We start from the raw sequence: 20,878 nt of genomic DNA, 5'->3' as shown, positions 1-20,878 counted from the left end.
AAGCGTTGACGAAGCCATGAACCCCAACCAATTGACCGAACAACTCGGACTGTTTCTGGATGTGCTGGAGACCGGCAGTTTTTCCGCTGCATCCCGCCGTCATCCCCTGACACCATCAGCCGTCGCGCGACGCATCGACAGCCTGGAAAGCGCCGTCGGCAGTCAGCTGTTCATTCGCAGCACCCACGCGGTGCGGGCTACCCCGGCAGGTTTGGCCTTTGCCGAGCGCGCGCGGCGGATCGTCGCGGAGCTGCGGCTGGCGCGGGCAGAAGCGGTGTCCCTGAGCAATGCGCCGGAAGGCTTGATTCGGGTCGATGCGCCGGCAGCGTTCGGACGACGCCATCTGGCGCCGGTGATTGCCGACTTCCTGACCCTTTACCCCGGCCTCGACGTGCAATTGCACCTGATCGACAGCTTTGTCGACATGCAGGGTTCGAACCTGGGCAAGGTCGACCTGGTGCTGCGTGCCGGGCAAATGGCCGATACCCGGCTGGTGGCCACGCCGCTGGCGAGCATGGTGCGCATCGCCTGCGCCAGCCCCGATTACCTGCAACGCCGTGGCGTGCCGACCGAGCCGGCGCAATTGGTCGACCACGACGGCCTGGATTGGGACGGCCTGGCTCCGCCGTTCGCCTGGCGCTTCGAGCGGGATGGGCAGATGCACTTGCACCGGCCTACGCGAATCCGCATGAGCGCCAACAACGCCGAGGCGCTGGTCTGCGGCGCACTGGCCGGGCTGGGTGTCGCGCATCTGCCGACCTGGCTGGCCAGTGAATATTTATTGCGCGGCGAACTGCTGCCGCTGTTCTGCGAAAAAGGTCTGCCAAAACCGGAAACCACCGGAATTTATGCGTTACGCCTGGAGCAGCAGCCCAGTTCGCGTAGCCGCTTGCTGCTGGAATACCTGAAGACCCGTTTCAGCCCCATCCCACCGTGGGATCTGGCGCTGCAAACCAACCTGGACCGCCACTAGTCCATAATTATCTGGCGCATTAAAGATTCGCCCGCTAGATTCATGACGATCACTGATCAAGGCGTTGAAATGAACACCGAGCGCGACACCCCGGACAACTGCGATAACCTGCTGCTGGATAATCAGGTCTGCTTCGCCCTGCATTCCACTTCATTGCTGATGACCAAGGTTTACAAGCCGCTGTTGCAAGCGCTGGGCCTGACGTATCCGCAGTACCTGGCAATGATGGTGTTGTGGGAAAAGGACGGGCTGACGGTCGGCGAAATCAGCAGCCGACTGCTGACCGATCCCGGCTCCCTCACCCCGCTGCTCAAACGCCTGGAAGCCGAAGGCCTGCTGAGCCGCACCCGCAGCCGCGAAGACGAACGGGTGGTGATTGTCGAACTCACCGAGCAAGGCCATGCGCTGCGAGACAAAGCGCGCGATATTCCGCAGTGCATCCTCGGCGCCAGCGGGCAGACGCTGGAGCAGTTGAAGAAGCTGCAAGCGGATCTCCAGGAGCTGCGCAGCCACCTGCAAGACAGCCTTTAGACCGCGTTATCGTTCTTCGCGGGCAAGTCGGATCGCCCGCGAAGGCGTCCTCCCCGTCGCAAAAAATTCACTTCGCATAAATCCCGCACGAAAGCCTCTATCTCAAGCATCTCCCGCCTGATCGAATCTCCAGGTGATGGGCAGGGTCAGTTTTTTTCAAAAATTTATATTGCGCGCTAAATATTAGCGAGCTACATTCACTTCGCACTTACTTAGCGCGCAAACATTTAGCGCGAAACACCCAATCCAAAGCGAGGCTCACACCATGCAAACTCTCTACACCGCAATCGCAACCTCCACCGGCGGCCGTGACGGTCGTTCGATCTCCAGCGACAACGTCCTCGACGTCAAACTCGCGACCCCGAAAGAACTCGGTGGCGCCGGCGGTGCGGCAACCAACCCTGAACAACTGTTCGCCGCCGGCTATTCCGCCTGCTTCATCGGCGCGCTGAAATTCGTCGCCAGCCAGACCAAACGCAAAATCCCCGACGACGCATCGATCACCGCCCATGTCGGCATCGGCCAGATCCCTGGCGGTTTCGGTCTGGACATCGACCTGCACATCAGCCTGCCGGGCCTTGAACAAGCCGATGCACAAAGCCTGGTCGACGCCGCCCACCAGGTATGTCCGTACTCCAACGCCACCCGTGGCAACGTCGATGTACGCCTGCACGTTGCCGTTTAATCACTGAGTAGAAGATCGCAGCCTCGTTTCACTCGACAGCTCCTACAGGGAATCAATCAAACCCTTGTAGGAGCTGTCGAGTGAAACGAGGCTGCGATCTGTTGATCTTGATCATTCGCCCACAAAAAAGCCCGACTCAATGGTCGGGCTTTTTCATTCCTCAAGCGGTGCTTATTTAGCACGGCCTTTGTAGGAACCGCCTTCGCGGGTATCGATCTCGATCATGTCGCCGATTTCGATGAAGTCAGCAACCGACAGCTCGGTACCGTTCTTCAGTTTGGCAGGCTTCATCACCTTGCCGGAAGTATCACCGCGAGCGGAGCCTTCGGTGTAGTCAACCTGACGCACGATAGTGGTCGGCAGTTCTACGGAAACCAGACGCTCTTCGAAGAAGATCGCTTCGCAAACATCGGTCATGCCTTCTTCAACGAAAGGCAGAACGGCTTCGATGTCTTCAGCGTTCAGCTCGTACATGGTGTAGTCAGTGGTGTCCATGAACGTGTAGGAGTCGCCGCTGATGAAGGACAGGGTCGCTTCTTTGCGGTCGAGGATCACGTCGTCCAGTTTGTCGTCGGCGCTGTAAACGGTTTCGGTCTTGTAACCGGTCAACAGGTTTTTCAGCTTGGTCTTCATGATCGCGCTGTTACGACCCGACTTGGTGAATTCAGCTTTCTGAACCAGCCAAGGATCGTTGTCGATACGGATCACCATACCGGGTTTCAGTTCTTTACCAGTTTTCATTGCGAATATCCGAATTTGGATGGGATTTACAAAAATCTAGGCCGCGTATCATATCCAATTTAGGTAAAACTGTACCAGCGCTGCGGCAAGATCTGCCTGCAAGGCTTGTTCCAGACACCACGCCTCGGCATGTTTTTCCAGTTCCGGCCAATGTTTGCGGGTTGATTTCCAGTACTCGCCCATTGTCTCACCTGCATTCCATGCCCGCCATAGACCGCTGATCGCCTCGCCAGCCGGTTTGGACAGGCCTTGGGTGTACAGGGTCAGGAAGGCGTCGAGCTTGTCCAGGTGGATATCTTCGTCCTGCCGATAGATGTGCCAGAGCAGTGGCCGGCCTGCCCATTGCGCGCGAACAAAGGAATCTTCGCCGCGCACGGCGTTGAAATCGCAGCTCCACAGCAACAGGTCATATTGATCCTGCCGGACGAACGGCAGCACTTGCACGGTCAGGGCATCGCGCACATGCACCGCGCCGGCCGTCAGCCCGTCCACTGCGAGCCAGCGTTCGACGTCGCCGAGAATCCGCCCCTCGGGCACCAACAGATGAGTGGGCGTCGAGTCGGCAGCCATGGCGTCGAGCCAACTGGCCAACCCGTTGTTCTCGTAGGCGAACAGCGAGATCAGCTGTGCATTCGGGGCGCGTTCAACCCCCAGGCCTTGCAGGAATTCTCGCTGAGCCTCGGGACTTTGCTGAAACTGCCGACGCCGCTCGAGCAATCCCCTCTCACGCAGCAAGCCACCGGTACCCTTGCGAAAACCCGGGAAGAAAAAGAACTTCTGCACGTTCTTGTACTTCACCGACGGCAAGCCGTGACAACCGACGACCCAGTCTTCGGCGCTCAGATAATCGAGGTTCATCCACAGCGGCGGCTTTTCCCGCTCGGCCATCGCCTCCATATAAGCACTCGGCAACTGGCAGGCGAACGCGGCGATAACGACATCCGCGGCTTCGGTGGGTTGCCAGTGCGCTGACCACTGCCGCACCTCGACACCCTGCTGCCACTGCTGCGTAGCGTGGATGTCGATTTCCGGACACAACCGCTCGAAGGCCCGCAGGTCATCGACCCACAAGCGCACCGTCACTGAATGTTCGGCCACCAGTTGGCGGGCCAGACGCCAGGTCACACCGATGTCGCCGAAATTGTCGACCACGGTGCAAAAAATATCCCAGCGGGTTTTCATTTCAGGCATTCCAGGTTCCCGTTGGCAAAAGCGCCGATTGTCCGCATAAATTACCCCGCGCAGAAGAGCCGACGACGATTAATCTTCGTGCGACAATCGCCACTCGCCCGCGACCACCCGCCAGGAGGCAGTCATGCCCTACCGTCCCCACCCGCGCCGCTCCATGCCGATCCAGCTCAATGCGCTGCAACTGACCGGCAGCATCGCCCTCGGTTTGTGGCTGGGATTTATCGCGATCGCACTGACTTGCTGGCTCGCCTGGCGCCTGTTGTTCAACGAGCAATTGGCACCCTTGGCCCAGGCGGTGGAGCAACTGGCCAAGCCGCCGGTGATTGAACAACCCGCTGCGCAAAACCCGATGTTCGAACAGTACGAGGAACACCTGCGCAGGAACGATCAGCAGCAAATGGTGGAACAGGCCAGAAGCAGCAAACACAATCTGGCCAATCCAAAATGTCAGTTCTGGCTGCAACAGGACCAGACCGCGCCGAGCGAAAAAAGCCGCGCCAACGTCCTGCAATTCTGTGATTGATCATGAAGCTCTCTATGCACAAGCCGACCGTCCACCAACTGATTATCGACAAGCTGCGGATTGATCTCGACATCGCCGAGCGTGCCGCGCAAACCGCTTACGAAACCGCGACCCACGAAGAAAACATAGCCGAAAACAAGTACGACACCCTGGGGCTGGAGGCGTCTTATCTGGCGGCCGGACAGGCCAGGCGGGTGGAGGAAATCAGGCTGTCATTGACCCTTTGCCAGAACCTGACACTGCGGCCTTATGACGAGCGGCGCGGCATCGAAGTCGGCGCCCTGCTCGGCCTGGAGGATGAAAAAGGTCGCGAACAATGGCTGTTCCTGGCCCCCGACGCAGCCGGGTTGAAGGTTGATCTGGTGGGGCAACTGATTACCGTCATCACCCCTCGCTCGCCGCTGGGCAAAAGCCTGCTGGGCAAGTTCGAAGGGGATGAAGTGGAGATTCTGGTGGCGGGCGCTCGGCAACAGTTTGCTGTCACCGAGGTGGTCTAGCGTCTGTTGACGCTTAATGGACCGGCAGTTCGACGCCGTCGAACAGCTCTTCCAGTTCCTGTTTGTTGTGGCACTGAATGGCCTTGGCCATCACTTCGCGGGTCAGGTGCGGAGCGAACTTCTCGATAAAGTCGCACATGAAGCCACGCAGGAAAGTGCCGCGACGGAAACCGATTTTGGTAATGCTGGATTCGAATAACTCGCTGGCATCGAGCACCACCAGGTCGCTATCGAGCTTGGTATCGACTGCCATTTTCGCCACGATACCCACGCCCAGCCCCAGGCGAACGTACGTCTTGATCACGTCGGCGTCAGCGGCGGTGAACACCACTTTCGGTGTCAGGCCACGGTGGCTGAAGGCTTCGTCGAGTTTCGAACGGCCGGTGAAACCGAATACGTACGTCACGATCGGGTATTCGGCCAGGGCTTCGAGGGTCAGCTTCGACAGCTTGGTCAACGGATGGCCTTGAGGTACGACCACGCAGCGGTTCCAGCGATAGCACGGCATCATCACCAGGTCACCGAACAGCTCCAGGGCTTCGGTGGCGATGGCAAAATCGACGGTGCCGTCCGCAGCCATCTCGGCGATCTGCATCGGCGAACCCTGGTGCATGTGCAGGGCAACGTCCGGGTATTGCTTGATGAAATTGCTGATCACCGGCGGCAATGCATAACGCGCCTGGGTGTGGGTGGTGGCGATCGACAGGGTGCCTTTTTTCTCGTTGGAGAATTCCTGGGCGATCTGTTTGATGCTTTCAACTTTGCGCAGGATCTCACCGGCGGTGGTGATGATGCGCTCGCCGGCCGGGGTAACGCGGGTCAGATGCTTGCCGCTGCGGGCGAAAACCTCGACCCCCAATTCGTCTTCCAGCAGACGAATCTGTTTGCTGATGCCCGGTTGCGAGGTGTAGAGGCTTTGGGCTGTAGCAGAAACGTTGAGGTCGTGGTGCGCCACTTCCCAGATGTAGCGCAGTTGTTGAAGCTTCATATGAATCCCTCAAAGCAGGTAGACGCCACGGGCATCAGCGACGGTATATAACTATATTAATGGTTAGACCAATAAATCTAGAACTTTTTTGTCAAAATGCCATTATTCGTGTTCTAGCGATCCTCTTTGCGGCGACGCTCTACCAGCGGCACCAAATAGACCGGTACCCTGGCCAGTTGCAACACGCGCGCAGCGGTTCGACCCAACGGCGTTTCCGCGCCAGCACCATGGCTGTGACTCCCTACGATCAGCAAATCGACAGAGAGTTTCTGCGCCTGGTCGAGAATCACCTGCGACGGATCGCCCTGCAGCACCCGCACAGCCTGAATCCGCTGCAAATCCTGCTCTCCTTCATCCCCCAGCTCTTCGCGAAAGTTGTCGAGCACCCGTTGCTGAATATTGGCGATCACATTGTTCAGACCCTGACTGTGAAATTCGTTCAAGGCCTTCTCGTCGAGATAGCTCTGCAACACGGATTCGGCAAACAGCCCCATGGGCTCTACCGCGTGCACCACATACAAGTCGGCATTGAATGTTCGAGCCAGTTCCAAGGCATGCTGCATCACCAATGGTGCGTACAGACCCAAGTCAGTGGCATACAGCATCGAACGAATCATATGACCTCCTCGAATGCCAACATGGCGGAGATTGATTCAGCTTAGCAGTGCCGTGGCGAGTGCGGCGTCCGGCGCAACGCATTGAACCGCCGGGTTTTAAACCGACGGCTCGTTACTGATGCCATGGGGCACATGCCCGGTGGCGACCACTTCACGGGCCAGCTCGCAATGGCCTGCCTGATCGTCGAAAAATACGTCGGCGGCAAAGGCTTCGAGAAAAGCCGATTTGGTCAGGCCGCCAAGAAACAGCGATTCATCCAGACGAATGTCCCATTCGCGCAAGGTGCGGATCACCCGTTCATGGGCCGGTGCCGATCGCGCGGTCACCAGAGCGGTGCGGATCGGACAGGCATCATCGGGGAACTCACGCTGCAACAGATTGAGCGCCGCGAGGAAGCCTTTGAACGGCCCGCCACGCAAAGGCTCGCGGGCCGCCTCACGCTCGCTGGCCTGAAACGCCGCCAGGCCTCCCGACTGATAGACCCGCTCCGACTCGTCGGAAAACAGCACCGCGTCACCGTCGAAAGCAATGCGCAATTCATCGCTGGCAGCGCGACTGGCACCGCCCGATAGAATAGTCGCTGCGGCGAATCCGGCCTCCAGCGCATTGCGCACATCTTCGGCATGGGTCGAAAGAAACAGGTCGCAACCAAAAGCCTTGAGGTACGGATAAGGACTGCGCCCGCCGACGAACGCCGCACGCGAGATCGACAGGCCATAGTGATGAATCGAGTTGAAAACCCGCAGGCCGGTGTCGGCGCTGTTGCGCGACACCAGGATCACCTCGACCCGGGCACGGCCGAGACGGGTATTCAGGTTCAGGAGTTTTTCCACCAACGGGAATGCATCGCCGGGCTCGAGAATTTCGTCTTCGTGTTCGATCTGGTACTGCCGATAAGCCTCGACGCCGCTCGACAGATAGACCTTGTGGCTCTCGCTCAAGTCGAACAGCGCTCGCGAAGAAATCGCCAGCACCAGTTTGTCGTCTATGACATTTGCCATGCCCTTCCCCCTTCTTGACCGACTCAGTGGTTACGTCGGTCGATAAAACTCAAGCTGCGATACAAGGCCTCGATTCGCGGCAACTCACATCCCGCCGCCTTCGCCGCTGCCAGTGGCCGAGTGTAGATGGCGTCCAGTTCCAGTGGCCGCTTGTGCAGAAAATCGTGATGCATGCTCGGCCAGTAGTCGGGCATTTTCTCGGTCATCATGAACAGATAATCGGCGTAACCCGGCGGCATGTCATGACCGCAGGCCTTGGCCCCCTGAACAACTTCGGCCATCAAGGCCTGAATCAGCGCGCGGCTGTCGGCATCTGCCATCAACGGTGTGGTGCTGGCCCCAAGCAGCACCGACAGGCCGTTGTAGGGAATATTCCAGACCAGCTTCTGCCAGCGCGCCTGTTGCAGATTCGGCATGGCCTGGGCGTCGATACCGGCCGTGCGGAACAATCCGGCGCCCTCCTCGACGATGTTCATGCGTGCCTGTGCATCGGCGGCGGGGCCACTGTGGTAGCCGACATTCACCGCCCCCAGCGCTTGATGGGTGATGACCCCGGGGCTGGCGCGATGGACGCAGATCAGACAAAGCCCGCCCAGCAGGTGCAGCGAACCGGGGAGCAACTCGCGCAGATGGTCTTCGACGTCCAGGCCATTTTGCAGCAACAGCACTTTGGCATCAGGTGCGGCTGCTTGAATAATGGCCGGTGCCAGGTCCGCGTTGCTGGTGGTCTTGGCGCCCACCAGCAGCCAGTCACAGGGCGGCATGTCGGCAGCCGACGAATAGGCCTGGACCGGGTTCAGGGTCAGCGGGCCCAACGACGCATGGTCAAGATGCAAGCCGCGTTCGGCCACCGCTGAAAACTCGCTGCGCAACAGAAAATGCACGTCGAAGCCGGCACGCGCCAGCATCAGCCCGTAGAAACCACCGATCGCGCCGGTCCCGATAATGCCGATTGTCGGCTTGGCCACAGTGCCTGTCATGGCAGCTCCTCTGCTGGTCGACTCAACGCCTGGTCCACAGCCTCGTTGAGCGCTGTGCGGGTCAGGCGCGACTGTAGCGCCCCGAAATACTCACCGTCGCGCACCACAAACAGTGCCGGCAAATGAAAGACCCGATAACGCTCGACCACCCCGCCATTGCTCCCGGCATCGATCCAGCACAGCCGATCGACCGCCAGTTCGAGGCTGGGCAACTGCTCGCGGGCAAAACGGCAACTGGCGCAGCCAACGCTGGTAAAAATCACCAGTGAAATGCCGCTCATCGCCAGCAACCGTTGGTCGGCGTCGAAATCGGTCAGTTCCGATTCGACCACTATACTGGGAGAAACAGTGTCAAGTGGCCGACACAGGGAGTCCGTGTTCATGAGACGTTATCTTCCTCATCCTGACGATGTGCCCGTCGAATTAACGTTGCTCAAACATGAGTGTATTTCGCGGCAAGAGCTGCACACTATCAGCCTCGGCGGCATGGCTTGCAATTACCACCGCGCGTGGCGCCACGGTACGGCGCTGGAAATACGCATGCCGACCCTGAACCCGGACTTGCGTTTCCTGGGTTATGTGGCGTGGTGCCTGCGACGAAAACGCGGCTATCTGGTGGGGATCGCCTTCGTTGACGAACAGACGCTGTTTTGCGCGCGGATGGGTGAGCAGATCTGCCAGATCGAACGTTACTGCCGTCAGCATGAACCCCAAAGCCAACAGCAGAGCAATGAGACCCTGGCCCTCGAATGGGTCCAGCAGCACGCCGACGAGTTCTCCCACGATACAGTCAGCAAGGCATTTGCGCAGCCAATGGCCGGTTAGGATGCATTCCCCATCAGTTTCCCCGCCACGGTGGGGGAAACTGATGGGGAATGCCCATTAAACCGGTGTCTGCCCATTGTCGAGCCACGGTGTAACGCGCTAAGGTTCTGCTCCCCGACGCGCTTAATTTGCTGTGCTCCGCCGCGCGGGTTCGCTGGCGGCCGGCACCCGTGACCTGACGAGTAAACGATGGCTGATTTACCGATCAACGACCTAAACGTCGCCTCCAACGAGACCCTGATCACTCCCGATCAGCTCAAGCGTGATATCCCTCTGAGCGACGCTGCCCTGCGCACCGTCACCAAGGGCCGCGAAGTCATTCGCAACATTCTTGATGGCACCGACCACCGCCTGTTCGTCGTGATCGGGCCGTGCTCGATCCATGACATCAAGGCTGCCCACGAATACGCCGAGCGCCTGAAAGTGCTCGCGGCCGAAGTGTCCGATACCCTGTATCTGGTCATGCGCGTGTATTTCGAGAAGCCACGCACCACCGTTGGCTGGAAAGGCTTGATCAACGATCCGTACCTGGACGACTCGTTCAAGATTCAGGATGGCCTGCACATCGGTCGTCAGTTGCTGCTGGACCTGGCCGAGATGGGCCTGCCGACCGCAACCGAAGCCCTCGACCCGATCTCCCCGCAATACTTGCAGGACCTGATCAGCTGGTCGGCGATCGGCGCACGCACCACCGAATCCCAGACGCACCGTGAAATGGCTTCCGGCCTGTCCTCGGCCGTCGGCTTCAAGAACGGCACCGATGGCGGCCTGACGGTAGCCATCAACGCCCTGCAATCGGTTTCCAGCCCGCACCGTTTCCTGGGCATCAACCAGGAAGGTGGCGTGTCGATCGTCACCACCAAGGGCAACGCCTACGGTCACGTGGTACTGCGCGGTGGCAACGGCAAGCCGAACTACGATTCGGTCAGCGTCGCGCTCTGCGAGCAAGCGCTGAAAAAGGCCAACATCAAGCCGAACATCATGGTCGATTGCAGCCACGCCAACTCCAACAAGGACCCGGCCCTGCAACCGCTGGTGATGGAGAACGTCGCCAACCAGATCCTCGAAGGCAACCAGTCAATCATCGGCCTGATGGTCGAAAGCCACCTGAACTGGGGCTGCCAGGCAATCCCGAAAGACCTCGCCGACCTGCAATACGGCGTGTCGATCACCGATGCCTGCATCGATTGGACTGCCACTGAAAACACCTTGCGCAGCATGCATGCCAAGCTCAAGGACGTGCTGCCTAAACGCAATCGCAGCTGATCGCCGTTTCGCGCATAAAAAAACGCCAGGTTTGAACCTGGCGTTTTTTTATGCGTTGGTTTTGCTCACAGCTTGGCGGCATGCCGCTGATGACGCTCCATGTAGCGCTCCACGTAGGAGCACGATGGAATCACCGTGTAGCCCATTTCATCAGCATATTGCAGCGCCTGCTCGGTCAAAGCCGCCGCGATGCCGCGGCCACGCAACGCGTTGGGCACAAAAGTGCGATAGATATCCAGGGTCTGTTTTCCCAGATCCATATAGGTCAGGTAGGCACGATAACCGTCCACAGTGGTCTCGAACTGATGACCAGCCTGGTCATGGTGGATGGACAACGCCTCGCTCATCACTACTCCTCGCGGGTCTTTAATTCTGACCCCTACCTTACCGATGTTTTTCCGGCGAAGGAACAACTACGCCACCCCGTGCCTGAATGGACACCGAGAGAGCCGCACCAATCTCGCGCAACCGAGCACGTATCAAATAGTAGGCACCATTGGCAAAAATGCTCAAGGGACGCTCGTCATTGTGCATCGGGTGGCGGGTGTTGCCGCGGATTACGCAGGAACGGCTCGACCGAACGGGTCAAAGCCTGAACATTGCCGGATATTGAGACTTAAGACGAGCGCCCTTTGTTTAAGTCACCTCAACATGGATAAAGATATGCGAGCGGCTGCGCAAAATTCGAACACAAGTGTAGACAAACCCATCTAGACGGACTTTGGGCAAGACCAAAAAACAGCTGCCGAGCCAGGGAACTTTTTCCCGACGGATCGCTCAGTTAGGGCCTCGTAGCTGGATATTTTTTATACAACGCAGTTAAAAGTTGCTCGAAAAAGAATCAACGCCTACAATTTTTTTTGCTTCTTGCGCTACGTCAGTTTACTTACTACAAGTAATGGGTAGTATGTACGCCGGCTATTTCCTCACTCTGAGGAGACAGCTACTTAATAGAAAGTCCTTGAAGGGGAACACGATGAACAACGTTCTGAAATTCTCTGCTCTGGCTCTGGCCGCAGTTCTGGCTACCGGTTGCAGCAGCGTATCGAAAGAAACTGAAGCACGTCTGACTGCTACTGAAGACGCAGCAGCTCGCTCCCAAGCTCGTGCAGACGAAGCTTACCGTAAAGCTGATGAAGCTCTGGCTGCTGCTCAAAAAGCACAACAGACTGCTGACGAAGCTAACGAGCGCGCTCTGCGCATGCTGGAAAAAGCTAGCCGCAAGTAATAATCCTTCGGGGTTGTTATCAAGCCGATCCATTTTTTGGGTCGGCTTTTTTATTGCCTGAGGTTTCTGCAGGCCATAAAAAACCCGCCGACGCGGCCTGCATCGGCGGGTTGCTTTAACGCGTTACTGCTGCAGATCGATCGGCGCACTCGAAACCATCGGTGCCGACGTATTCGGCACGGCGATTTCCACCGGCAGGCCATCCTCAGCGGCGACTACGTCGCGCACCACATCCCAGTTCATGCGCAAGTTGTTGGTGATGTCCTCACGCTTGAGCATCGCATTGATCACGGCGGTGTGCTTGTCGACCACCGAAGGGTTGCCCTTGTCATCCAGCGGCGTGTGCGCTTCCAGATAAACCTTGCCGCCACTGAGGCCGAACTTGTACGGATCGTTGAGGATGCGTACCGACGTCCCTACCGGCACCATGCCGGCCATTTCCAGCACGTTGTTGTTGAACATGCGGAAGCAACCGTGGCTGGTGCGCATGCCAATGCCGAACTTCTTGTTCGAACCGTGGATAAGGTACCCCGGAGTGCCCAGGGTGAATTTGAAAGGCCCCAGCGGGTTATCCGGGCCGGCCGGCACTACGTTCGGCAGTGGGTCGCCATCGGCGGCGTGCTCGGCCTTGATCGACGCTGGAGGGGTCCAGGTCGGGTTCGGCGTCTTGGCGACGATGCTGGTGTGGGCAATCGGCGAACCCCAGCCTTCACGGCCGATACCCAGCGGGAAGGTGTACACCACGTTCCGGCCTTTCGGGTAGTAGTAGAGGCGGTATTCAGCCAGGTTGATGACGATGCCTTCACGCGGGCCAGGCGGCAGGATGAAGCGCGTCGGCAGGACGACTTCGGTACCGGCGCCCGGCAGCCATGGATCGACGCCAGGGTTGGCCGCGACCATTTCCAGATAGCCCAGGTCGTAGGTGGTGCCAAGGTCGGCGAAGGTGTCTTCGTATTTGGCCTTGATCACTTGCACCTGGCCGACAATGTCTTCACCGGGTGGTGGCAGGGGCAACTCCAATGCTGCAACGGGACCCGCCACGCAGAGCGCAGCAAGAGACAGGCAGCGGGTGACGGCGGGAAAGCGCGGCAACATCCGGAAAATCCTTCGCATGATCGACAAGGGTATAAAAACCCGATTGTACACCGCCGCCCGTTATTTCGGGGAGATGCAAGACCTGTGGCGAGGGGGGATTGCCTGTGGTGGAAGCTTTCCTGTGGCGAGCCCCCTCGCCACGGGGCTATAGCTCGAACCGCAACTCAGGCCAGATCGGCGAGGTGCCGCGTTTTTGCGATTCCAGAATGGCCCGGCACAGCGAGCACAGGCGCTGGTCCTGGAACACCGTGCGATCGACGCTCGACCAGCGTGGTTGCGCCGGCAACAGGCTGCCGCACAAGGTTCGATCGGCCGAGCCGCCCAGCTCCAGCTGACGGGTCACCAGATGCACCCGCACTTCCTGGCAGGCGAACAGATCCAGCTGTTCGTCAGGCTCGATCAGTTGATAGGCAAAAAGGGACCAGGCGGGACGCGGCATCGGGGCCTCCAAATCGGGGGCGCCACCTTAGCCGAAACGCCGCCGCTAGAAAAGCGTCAAAGCAGCGGTTTCAGTGTCGGCCAGACATTTTCCAGCAACTTGCCCTGAGCCCCCGCCGCCGGGTGCAGGCCGTCGGATTGCATCAGGTCTGGATGACCGCCCACGCCGTCGAGAAAAAACGGCACCAGCGGGATTTTTTTCTCGTCGGCCACCTTGGTGAAGACCTCGGCGAATGCCTGGGTGTAACGCACGCCATAGTTGGGTGGCAATTGCATACCCAGCAACAGCACCTTGGCGCCACTGACGCGGGAGCTGTCGATCATTGACGCAAGATTTTGTTGCAATTGTGTTGGCGGCATTCCGCGCAAGCCGTCATTGCCTCCCAACTCGAGGATGACGAGCTCAGGCTTATGCTCTGCAAGCAGCGCCGGCAGGCGTGCCCGGCCTCCGGCACTGGTGTCGCCGCTGATGGACGCATTGACCACCTTATCGTCGAAACCTTCGCGCTTGAGCCGTTGCTCGAGCAACGACACCCACCCCATCCGGGTATCCAGGCCGAAACCGGCGCTGATACTATCGCCAACGATCAGGACTGTACCCGCCGCTGCGTTCTGGGCCATGCACATCAAGGCCAGGCCAGCACTCAAAAACCACACACGCATCGGATTCTCCATGGGCGCAAGCATTCTCACCGCGAAGAACCTCAGCAAAGTGGTTCCCAGCGCGGAAGGTGAACTGACTATCCTGCACGAACTCAGCCTGGAACTGAACAAGGGCGATAGCCTGGCCATTGTCGGCGCCTCCGGTTCCGGCAAATCCACCCTCCTCGGCCTGCTTGCCGGCCTCGACCTGCCGAGCAGCGGCGAAGTCACTCTCGCTGGCCAAGGCCTGAGCAATCTCGACGAAGACCAGCGCGCGCGCATTCGCGCCGAGCACGTGGGGTTTGTCTTCCAGTCCTTTCAACTGCTCGACAGCCTCAACGCCCTGGAAAACGTCATGCTGCCGCTGGAACTCGATGGCCGCAAAGACGCCCGTGAGCGCGCCACCGAGCTGTTGCAACGGGTCGGCCTGGGCCAACGCCTGACCCACTCGCCGCGCCAGCTTTCCGGTGGCGAACAGCAGCGCGTGGCGATTGCCCGCGCCTTCGCCGCCGAGCCCGACGTGCTGTTCGCCGATGAACCCACCGGCAACCTCGACAGCCACACCGGCGAGCGCATCAGCGATCTGCTATTCGAACTCAACAAGGAACGCGGCACCACCCTGGTGCTGGTAACTCATGACGAACGCCTGGCACATCGCTGCCGGCGCCTGATCCGCCTTGAAGCCGGCCTGCTGGTCGCCCCTCTGGAGCCTTGATGGCACGCCTGCCGCTGTTGCGCCTGTTCAGTCTCGCTATCCGTCAACTGCTGCGCGATGCCCGCGCCGGTGAGTTGCGTGTGTTGTTCTTCGCCTTGCTGGTGGCCGTGGCGGCGAGTACCGCCATCGGTTACTTCGGTGCCCGCCTGAACGGCGCCATGATGCTGCGCGCCACAGAGTTTCTCGGCGCCGACCTGTTGCTGGAAGGCAGTTCGCCGGCGCGGCCGGAACAGATCAACAGTGGCATCGAGCTGGGCCTTGAACATGCTCAGGTGGTGGAATTTTCCAGTGTCATTGCCACCGACAACGGCATTCAGCTGTCCAGCATCAAAGCCGCCGATGACGTCTACCCGTTGCGCGGCGAACTGAAAAGCGCCCCTGCGCCGTTCGCGCAAGAAGCACCCGGTGGCGGTCCGAAACCCGGCGAAGCCTGGGTTGAAGCGCGACTGCTGACTGCACTGGACTTGAAGATCGGCGACAGCATCGATGTCGGCATGAAAAACCTGAAACTGGCGCGGGTGCTGACCTACGAACCGGATCGCGCAGGTAACTTCTACAGCCTGACGCCACGGGTGCTGATCAATCTCAGCGACCTTGAGGCCACCGGCGTGGTGCAACCCGGCAGCCGGGTCAGTTACCGCGAACTCTGGCGCGGCAACGCCCAGGCGCTGGAAACCTATCGTCAATTGATCAAGCCAGGCCTGGCCGCCAACCAGCGCATCCAGGATGCCCGCGATGGCAATCGGCAGATCGGCGGTGCCTTGGGCAAGGCCGAACGTTACTTGAACATGGCCAGCCTGGTGGCGGTGCTGCTGTCCGGCGTGGCGGTGGCGTTGTCGGCGACACGCTTCGCCACCCGCCGATTCGATGCCAGTGCCTTGCTGCGCTGCCTGGGCCTGTCCCGCCGGGAAACCATGGTGCTGTTCAGTCTGCAACTGACGGTGCTCGGACTGCTCGCCAGCATCAGCGGCGCCCTGCTCGGCTGGCTGGCTCAGCTCGGGCTGTTCGCGCTGCTGCATGATTTACTGCCGACAGACGTTCCACCGGGAGGCCTGTTGCCGGCCATCGCCGGGATCGGTACCGGGCTGGTCGCGCTGGCCGGTTTCGCCCTGCCGCCATTGGCCGCGCTGGGTCGAGTCCCACCGCTGCGGGTATTGCGCCGGGACATGCTGCCGATTCCGTCCAGCACCTGGATGGTTTATGGCGCGGCATTGGGCGCCCTCGGCCTGATCATGTGGCGCCTGAGCCTCGACCTGGTGCTGACCTTCGCCCTGCTCGGCGGCGGTGTGATCGCGGCACTGGTGCTTGGCGGTTTGCTCTTGCTGCTGCTCAAGAGCCTGCGCCGGATGCTGGCGCGCGCCTCATTGCCATGGCGCCTGGGGTTGGGCCAACTGTTGCGCCATCCACTGGCGGCAGCGGGTCAATCCCTGGCCTTCGGCTTGATTCTGCTGTCCATGACGCTGATCGCTTTGCTGCGTGGCGAGTTGCTCGACACCTGGCAAAACCAGTTGCCAAAAAACGCCCCGAATTATTTCGCCCTGAACATTTTGCCGGCGGACAAACAGGCCTTTAGCGATCGGCTGATGGAGCTGTCGGCGCAATCGGCGCCGCTGTACCCGGTGGTGCCGGGACGGCTGATCAGCATTAATGGCGAACCGGTGCAGCAAATCGTCAGCAAGGATTCGGCCGGTGACCGAGCCATCCAACGCGACCTGAGCCTGACCTGGGCGGCAGACCTGCCGACGGGCAACAAGCTCACCGCCGGCAACTGGTGGGATCAGCAACCGGCGGATGAAGTACCCGGTGTTTCGGTGGAAGGTAAAGTCGCCGAAAGCCTCAAGCTCAAGCTCGGCGATCACATGGTGTTTAGCGTTGGGGGGGTCAATCGGGAGGCGAAAGTCACCAGCCTGCGGGAGATCAACTGGGACAACTTCCAGCCGAACTTTTTCATGATCTTCCAGCCCGGCACCCTGAAGGACTTACCGGCGACCTACCTGACCAGTTTCTATCTGGCGCCCGGTCACGATCAGCAGATCGTCGACCTGTCCCGCAGCTTTCCGGCAGTGACCATTCTGCAAGTCGAAGCCCTGCTGGAGCAGTTGCGCAGCATCCTCGCGCAAGTGACCCTGGCGGTCGAATACGTGCTGTTGTTCGTGTTGGCGGCGGGGATGGCGGTGTTGTTCTCCGGCTTGCAGGCAACCCTCGATGAACGTATTCGCCAAGGCGCGTTGCTGCGAGCGCTGGGCGCCGAACGGCAGTTGCTGGTCAGGGCGCGGCGGATCGAGTTCGGCTTGCTCGGCGCGGTCAGCGGGCTGTTGGCGGCATTGGGCTCGGAACTGGTGAGCCTGGTGCTCTACCGCTACGCCTTCGACCTGCCCTGGCATCCGCATCCATGGCTGCTGGTAATGCCGCTGATCGGCGCGCTGCTGATCGGCGGTGCCGGTGTATTCGGCACGCGCCGCGCCTTGAACGCCAGCCCGCTGACAGTCTTGCGCGAGGGTTGATAGCTCATCAAGTATTAGTCACCACGAGCCGTTATCGCCCTCCCCCGCAGGGCGATCGCTCGGAAAGCGCCGAGTACACCCTATGCCCCTACTTTCATACTATTTCGAGTATGTGATCTCGTTTATCCACCACAACATTTCTCCGCTCGGAGTCTGCACAATGACCTCATCCCCCACCTCTTTCTTCAAAAGCGCACGCGCCATCGGTGAATCGATGGAGATGTAATCGTTGCGTCCGTATATTTCGTCATACCCCACAACTCTGAACTTCTTGATTTCACCTGCCTCGTTTTCGATCTCGACCCAAGCCCCAAAAAAGACCCTGCCCTCCTGCTCAGGTGAGTACGCAACCACCCGGACATCTTCGAGGCGCTTGCGAAGGTACCGAACACGCCGGTCGATTTCCCGGAGCAGCTTCTTGTTGTATTGGTAATCCGCGTTTTCGCTACGGTCGCCAAGCGACGCCGCCCAAGTGACCTTGCGCGTGGTGTCAGGGCGCTTCTCCCGCCAAAGGTAGTCGAGCTCTTGCTTCAGAGCCTCATGACCTTCCTGTGTGATGATGTTCGTACTCAAGATGGATTTCTCATTAACGATTTATCTCCTCGAAGCGCACCCTTGCATCACTGAGAACCCGGTGAATTGCAGCCCCCGCAGACTTAGGGATTTTTAGTGTTCCGAGCACACGATCCCAGTCATCAAGCGCGGCGAGGGTTTGGTCGATGTATTCATCAGGCTTGAGGTATTTGTAATCCTTGCACATATCTCTGATGACCTTTCGTGTCGGCTTGCCATGACCTGAAAATGCAGTGGAGTGCTCGCCCATCCCATTGGAGAAAGTAAGGTCGTACGCTGGAGACAGCCTCCAGACTCCCTGCCCATTTTTGTCCTGAGGTTCGTGATACAGGAACGCAAAGTTTTTGGTGTGATCGTCGTAGTTGTGGAACACCGCATTGAAGATCATGAGTCTTGCCATTTTCTCAACCTCGGCAGCGCTTTTCGTCAGCGCGCTTGTCACCTTGAGTATCTGGCTGTAATCCATGGTCGGTGCCCGGAAGTCTGCGTAGACCAACGCTGAGAGGGAAATCATATGAATCCTGCGATCGCCATCACGGTCGAAACGTTGGGCTGCGAAAAATCGCTCAAGTCCGCCCTGACGCATCTGCACCTCCAGCAGTGCCGTATGCGCCATATTCACCCCGGCCTTTCTGGCCATCACCGCATACGCTTGCTCGATCCCGCCAGTCTCCAAAGGCTCATTCAGAGACCTGAACTTCACAATCCAGTGAGCGTATCCAGGTGGAAGCTGGCCAAAAGCTGAAGTCGCAGTCTCAAGATCGTGTGACAGTGCTGCGATTGCTTTGGGGCGGGCACCACCGGGGGAGCCACCCGCCAAGCGTAGCCCCTTGAGCACTTTGGAGGTGCCTCCTTGTTGTACCTCGACAGATGCCTCGAATAGGTGAGCAAGATTCACTGACTCTGCGGCGACCTTTTCTGTTTTGGGATGATACTCAAAGATTCCCATGGCTCGATCACCCATATAGGCCAGCCGATCCAGCGGACTGAGCGTCAGTGAGGTGCCTGCTCCGAAGGTCGCGTCGAAGAACCTATCCATCAGCAGAAGCCCCCAACGGTCCGGCAAGGAATCTGCAAACGGGCCATGCAGGCCTTTGAACAAACGACTGTCACGAGCGAGCTGTGGCTTGTCATCGAATGTCATTGTCAAGGGAGAAAGGTCGAACCCCTTGGCCAGCCATTCTTTGTCGTACACAAAGTAGATGCCTTTCCCCTCGACACGGTTCAATTCGCCCACCATTACGCCATTGGCGGTAACGCTGAGCGATTCGGTGGGTTTGAACCTGGGGATAGGCGAGCTCATTTGGTGCCTCGTTTACGCTTAAGATTTTTTAGCTCGTCGATTGAGCCTGGATGCGAGGGTTTGAAGAGACTCATCACCGGCGTCAGCTCATCGAGCGCCGTGGCCAGGAGAATCATGGACTCAAGGGTGATCGAGCCTGAGCGCTCGAACCGCTTGATGGAGGACTCAGACACTCCAGATTGCTCAGCCAGGGTTTTGCGAGAAAGGTTCTTGGACAAGCGCAACGATTCGGCATTTTTCCCCAGTTCGCGTGCGATTTCCGCTGGGCTGTACAAAAAATGCATAAGTGACATAGCTTACTCCGAGCGCACTATTGGTCATAACTGACCCATTGTTATCAATAATATCAAACAAATGGACTATTCTGACCAATTGTATCAATAACAGTGCATGTCATTTATTATATTAAATGGTCACATTTGACCAATTGATATAATAAAACACGAAGAAAAGGTCAGGTACGACCAATAGCATAAAAAACTGGCCAGTTAATACAGGCTTGAAAGATGAGTTGGACTTGCCAGCGCCCTGAGCCTCAGCAGCGGGCAATCAGCCCTTGGCGCGCAACGCGGGTCAGTTGCCTGATCACTTCAGGCGCGTCCTCGGCGCTGGGCGCCTGAATCACCGCCAGATCGAAACTGTCAGTCGCGAAGCGCTCCAGCGACTCGCCATCTTCGACAAACTGGATCAGGAATGCTGCCGGACCGCCGGTGCGACGTGGCCAGCCATCGAGGTAACGCAACAGCGTCGGCTGATGTTTACCGCCAAGCAGGATTTTTGGATTGCGCTGGGTGAGATGTGCCGTGATCGGCGCGGGGCGTACAACGGGGTTCAATGCATTCATTGTGTCGTGTCTCTGCCTCAAAAGTCTGCATGGCAGGTGAGAGGCAACACCGAACCAGCGCTTTAGCGGTATTTCGAAGCCTGTTTCAAGCTTCTATCGGCAACTGAATGAGTCACCTGGCGCCCCGCAAGTAGCTGTTTAAATCGGCGCATGAGCAGCATCCTAGAGAAGCTGACCGGACAGTGTCAAGAATCACCAGCAACAAAAAAAGGCCCGCACAGTGCATCACACTGTGCGGGCCTTTTCGTTGAGCCAGAGCGGTCAGTCGGCGATGGCGCGGTCGACCGAGAGCTTGCCTGCGCCTTCGATCAGCACTGCGAGGCTGCCACCGAGCAAGGCCAGGGCGAATTCATAACCGTTGTTGGCCATGAACAGACCGTTGCTGATGTGCACCGAGAAAATCGCAACCAGCGAGAGGAAGGTCAGCCCCAACGCCGCCGGGCGTGCCAGCAGGCCAATGATCAGCGCCAGACCGCCAAAGAACTCAGTACCACCGGCCAGGATCGCCATCAGGTGACCGGGCGCCAATCCAATGCTTTCCATGTACTGCGCGGTGCCGGCAATGCCGTAGCCGCCGAATGCCCCGAAGAGTTTCTGTGAGCCGTGGGCCGCGAAGATGATGCCGACGAAAATCCGCAGAATCGTCAGGCCGTAACCAGCGCGGGTAGACAGTACCTTGTTGATCAGTGTGCTCATGCTGTGTCATCCATTGTGAGA

General features: G+C 58.9%; 26 protein-coding genes. 10 read left to right on the top strand and 16 right to left on the bottom strand.

From position 1 onward, the window contains the following. Positions 1-16 precede the first annotated feature (16 nt). From ACEN9A_RS07690 to ACEN9A_RS07680, 3 genes are all read left to right on the top strand, one after another. Entirely contained in the window at positions 17-973 is a 957-nt protein-coding gene (locus tag ACEN9A_RS07690) for a LysR family transcriptional regulator (RefSeq protein WP_258672887.1), read from the top strand. A 69-nt stretch (positions 974-1,042) separates the two neighbouring features. Further along, the gene (locus ACEN9A_RS07685) at positions 1,043-1,504 is read left to right on the top strand and encodes a MarR family winged helix-turn-helix transcriptional regulator (RefSeq protein WP_026286713.1); all 462 of its coding nucleotides are present in this window, start codon (positions 1,043-1,045) and stop codon (positions 1,502-1,504) included. A 265-nt stretch (positions 1,505-1,769) separates the two neighbouring features. Beyond that, positions 1,770-2,189: an organic hydroperoxide resistance protein gene (locus ACEN9A_RS07680; RefSeq protein ID WP_018930027.1), complete on the top strand. Its 420-nt coding sequence runs from the start codon at positions 1,770-1,772 to the stop codon at positions 2,187-2,189. A gap of 171 nt (positions 2,190-2,360) precedes the next feature. Here the strand turns inward: ACEN9A_RS07680 and ACEN9A_RS07675 are convergent, their stop codons facing one another. Continuing rightward, entirely contained in the window at positions 2,361-2,930 is a 570-nt protein-coding gene (locus ACEN9A_RS07675) for an elongation factor P (RefSeq protein ID WP_007940000.1), read from the bottom strand. Positions 2,931-2,978: 48 nt separating this feature from the next. After that, the gene (gene earP / locus ACEN9A_RS07670; protein ID WP_111455031.1) at positions 2,979-4,121 is read right to left on the bottom strand and encodes an elongation factor P maturation arginine rhamnosyltransferase EarP; all 1,143 of its coding nucleotides are present in this window, start codon (positions 4,119-4,121) and stop codon (positions 2,979-2,981) included. A 124-nt stretch (positions 4,122-4,245) separates the two neighbouring features. Here earP and ACEN9A_RS07665 point away from each other — a divergent pair, with 124 nt between their 5' ends. Continuing rightward, the gene (locus tag ACEN9A_RS07665; protein WP_007939998.1) at positions 4,246-4,644 is read left to right on the top strand and encodes a hypothetical protein; all 399 of its coding nucleotides are present in this window, start codon (positions 4,246-4,248) and stop codon (positions 4,642-4,644) included. Positions 4,645-4,658: 14 nt separating this feature from the next. Continuing rightward, complete coding sequence (locus ACEN9A_RS07660; RefSeq protein WP_033064117.1) at positions 4,659-5,141, top strand: GreA/GreB family elongation factor; 483 nt, start codon at positions 4,659-4,661, stop codon at positions 5,139-5,141. 13 nt (positions 5,142-5,154) lie between these two features. Here ACEN9A_RS07660 and cysB read toward each other — a convergent pair whose 3' ends face one another. The 5 genes from cysB to ACEN9A_RS07635 all read right to left on the bottom strand — a co-directional run bounded on the left by cysB (position 5,155) and on the right by ACEN9A_RS07635 (position 9,111). After that, entirely contained in the window at positions 5,155-6,129 is a 975-nt protein-coding gene (gene cysB / locus ACEN9A_RS07655; RefSeq protein WP_007899921.1) for an HTH-type transcriptional regulator CysB, read from the bottom strand. Between the two features lie 113 nt (positions 6,130-6,242). Continuing rightward, positions 6,243-6,746, bottom strand: a complete 504-nt coding sequence (locus tag ACEN9A_RS07650; RefSeq protein WP_007939995.1) for a universal stress protein — start codon at positions 6,744-6,746, stop codon at positions 6,243-6,245. Positions 6,747-6,842: 96 nt separating this feature from the next. Further along, the gene (locus tag ACEN9A_RS07645; protein WP_018929795.1) at positions 6,843-7,748 is read right to left on the bottom strand and encodes a 5'-nucleotidase; all 906 of its coding nucleotides are present in this window, start codon (positions 7,746-7,748) and stop codon (positions 6,843-6,845) included. Positions 7,749-7,771: 23 nt separating this feature from the next. After that, a complete protein-coding gene (locus ACEN9A_RS07640) occupies positions 7,772-8,728 on the bottom strand; it encodes a putative 2-dehydropantoate 2-reductase (protein ID WP_258672886.1) in 957 nt (318 codons plus the stop codon). Next, complete coding sequence (locus tag ACEN9A_RS07635) at positions 8,725-9,111, bottom strand: thioredoxin family protein (protein ID WP_258672885.1); 387 nt, start codon at positions 9,109-9,111, stop codon at positions 8,725-8,727. The genes ACEN9A_RS07640 and ACEN9A_RS07635 overlap by 4 nt, the downstream gene beginning before the upstream one ends. Here ACEN9A_RS07635 and ACEN9A_RS07630 point away from each other — a divergent pair. Together ACEN9A_RS07630 and ACEN9A_RS07625 are read left to right on the top strand one after the other, a co-directional pair. Then, positions 9,110-9,553, top strand: coding sequence for a PilZ domain-containing protein (locus ACEN9A_RS07630; protein ID WP_081628265.1), 444 nt, complete (start codon positions 9,110-9,112; stop codon positions 9,551-9,553). The two genes, ACEN9A_RS07635 and ACEN9A_RS07630, sit on opposite strands and share 2 nt — an antisense overlap. 189 nt (positions 9,554-9,742) lie before the next feature. Next, a complete protein-coding gene (locus tag ACEN9A_RS07625) occupies positions 9,743-10,819 on the top strand; it encodes a 3-deoxy-7-phosphoheptulonate synthase (RefSeq protein WP_018929799.1) in 1,077 nt (358 codons plus the stop codon). Positions 10,820-10,884: 65 nt separating this feature from the next. Here ACEN9A_RS07625 and ACEN9A_RS07620 read toward each other — a convergent pair whose 3' ends face one another. Beyond that, on the bottom strand, positions 10,885-11,166 hold the full coding sequence (locus tag ACEN9A_RS07620) for a GNAT family N-acetyltransferase (protein WP_007939987.1): 282 nt from the start codon (positions 11,164-11,166) through the stop codon (positions 10,885-10,887). Between the two features lie 629 nt (positions 11,167-11,795). Here ACEN9A_RS07620 and oprI point away from each other — a divergent pair. Beyond that, positions 11,796-12,047: an outer membrane lipoprotei OprI gene (gene oprI, locus ACEN9A_RS07615; protein WP_003172710.1), complete on the top strand. Its 252-nt coding sequence runs from the start codon at positions 11,796-11,798 to the stop codon at positions 12,045-12,047. Positions 12,048-12,170: 123 nt separating this feature from the next. Here the strand turns inward: oprI and ACEN9A_RS07610 are convergent, their stop codons facing one another. From ACEN9A_RS07610 to ACEN9A_RS07600, 3 genes are all read right to left on the bottom strand, one after another. Further along, positions 12,171-13,142: a L,D-transpeptidase family protein gene (locus tag ACEN9A_RS07610; RefSeq protein WP_019650542.1), complete on the bottom strand. Its 972-nt coding sequence runs from the start codon at positions 13,140-13,142 to the stop codon at positions 12,171-12,173. 145 nt (positions 13,143-13,287) lie between these two features. Then, positions 13,288-13,581: a hypothetical protein gene (locus tag ACEN9A_RS07605; protein ID WP_007899882.1), complete on the bottom strand. Its 294-nt coding sequence runs from the start codon at positions 13,579-13,581 to the stop codon at positions 13,288-13,290. A gap of 56 nt (positions 13,582-13,637) precedes the next feature. Next, positions 13,638-14,243, bottom strand: a complete 606-nt coding sequence (locus ACEN9A_RS07600; protein WP_258672884.1) for an arylesterase — start codon at positions 14,241-14,243, stop codon at positions 13,638-13,640. A gap of 10 nt (positions 14,244-14,253) precedes the next feature. Here ACEN9A_RS07600 and ACEN9A_RS07595 point away from each other — a divergent pair, with 10 nt between their 5' ends. Then, the gene (locus ACEN9A_RS07595) at positions 14,254-14,937 is read left to right on the top strand and encodes an ABC transporter ATP-binding protein (RefSeq protein WP_007939984.1); all 684 of its coding nucleotides are present in this window, start codon (positions 14,254-14,256) and stop codon (positions 14,935-14,937) included. After that, positions 14,937-17,441, top strand: a complete 2,505-nt coding sequence (locus tag ACEN9A_RS07590) for an ABC transporter permease (protein WP_258672883.1) — start codon at positions 14,937-14,939, stop codon at positions 17,439-17,441. Before ACEN9A_RS07595 ends, ACEN9A_RS07590 begins: the two co-directional genes overlap by 1 nt. Positions 17,442-17,540: 99 nt before the next feature. On the opposite strand, the gene greB is transcribed toward ACEN9A_RS07590, so the two are convergent. The 5 genes from greB to ACEN9A_RS07565 form a co-directional block, all read right to left on the bottom strand. Then, positions 17,541-18,014, bottom strand: coding sequence for a transcription elongation factor GreB (gene greB / locus ACEN9A_RS07585; RefSeq protein WP_258672882.1), 474 nt, complete (start codon positions 18,012-18,014; stop codon positions 17,541-17,543). 13 nt (positions 18,015-18,027) lie between these two features. Further along, positions 18,028-19,317 (bottom strand): type II toxin-antitoxin system HipA family toxin, encoded by a 1,290-nt coding sequence (locus ACEN9A_RS07580; protein ID WP_258672881.1) that lies wholly within the window; start codon positions 19,315-19,317, stop codon positions 18,028-18,030. Further along, positions 19,314-19,610, bottom strand: a complete 297-nt coding sequence (locus ACEN9A_RS07575; protein ID WP_019650537.1) for a helix-turn-helix domain-containing protein — start codon at positions 19,608-19,610, stop codon at positions 19,314-19,316. Before ACEN9A_RS07575 ends, ACEN9A_RS07580 begins: the two co-directional genes overlap by 4 nt. A 242-nt stretch (positions 19,611-19,852) precedes the next feature. Beyond that, positions 19,853-20,161, bottom strand: coding sequence for a hypothetical protein (locus ACEN9A_RS07570; protein WP_007939981.1), 309 nt, complete (start codon positions 20,159-20,161; stop codon positions 19,853-19,855). A 261-nt stretch (positions 20,162-20,422) separates the two neighbouring features. Beyond that, positions 20,423-20,857 (bottom strand): DoxX family protein, encoded by a 435-nt coding sequence (locus ACEN9A_RS07565; protein ID WP_018929804.1) that lies wholly within the window; start codon positions 20,855-20,857, stop codon positions 20,423-20,425. Positions 20,858-20,878 lie beyond the last annotated feature (21 nt).

The sequence above is a fragment of the Pseudomonas sp. Pseusp18 genome (assembly GCF_059506005.1).
The sequence above is the reverse complement of the archived record's forward strand: the minus strand, read 5'-3'. Positions and strand labels throughout refer to the sequence as shown.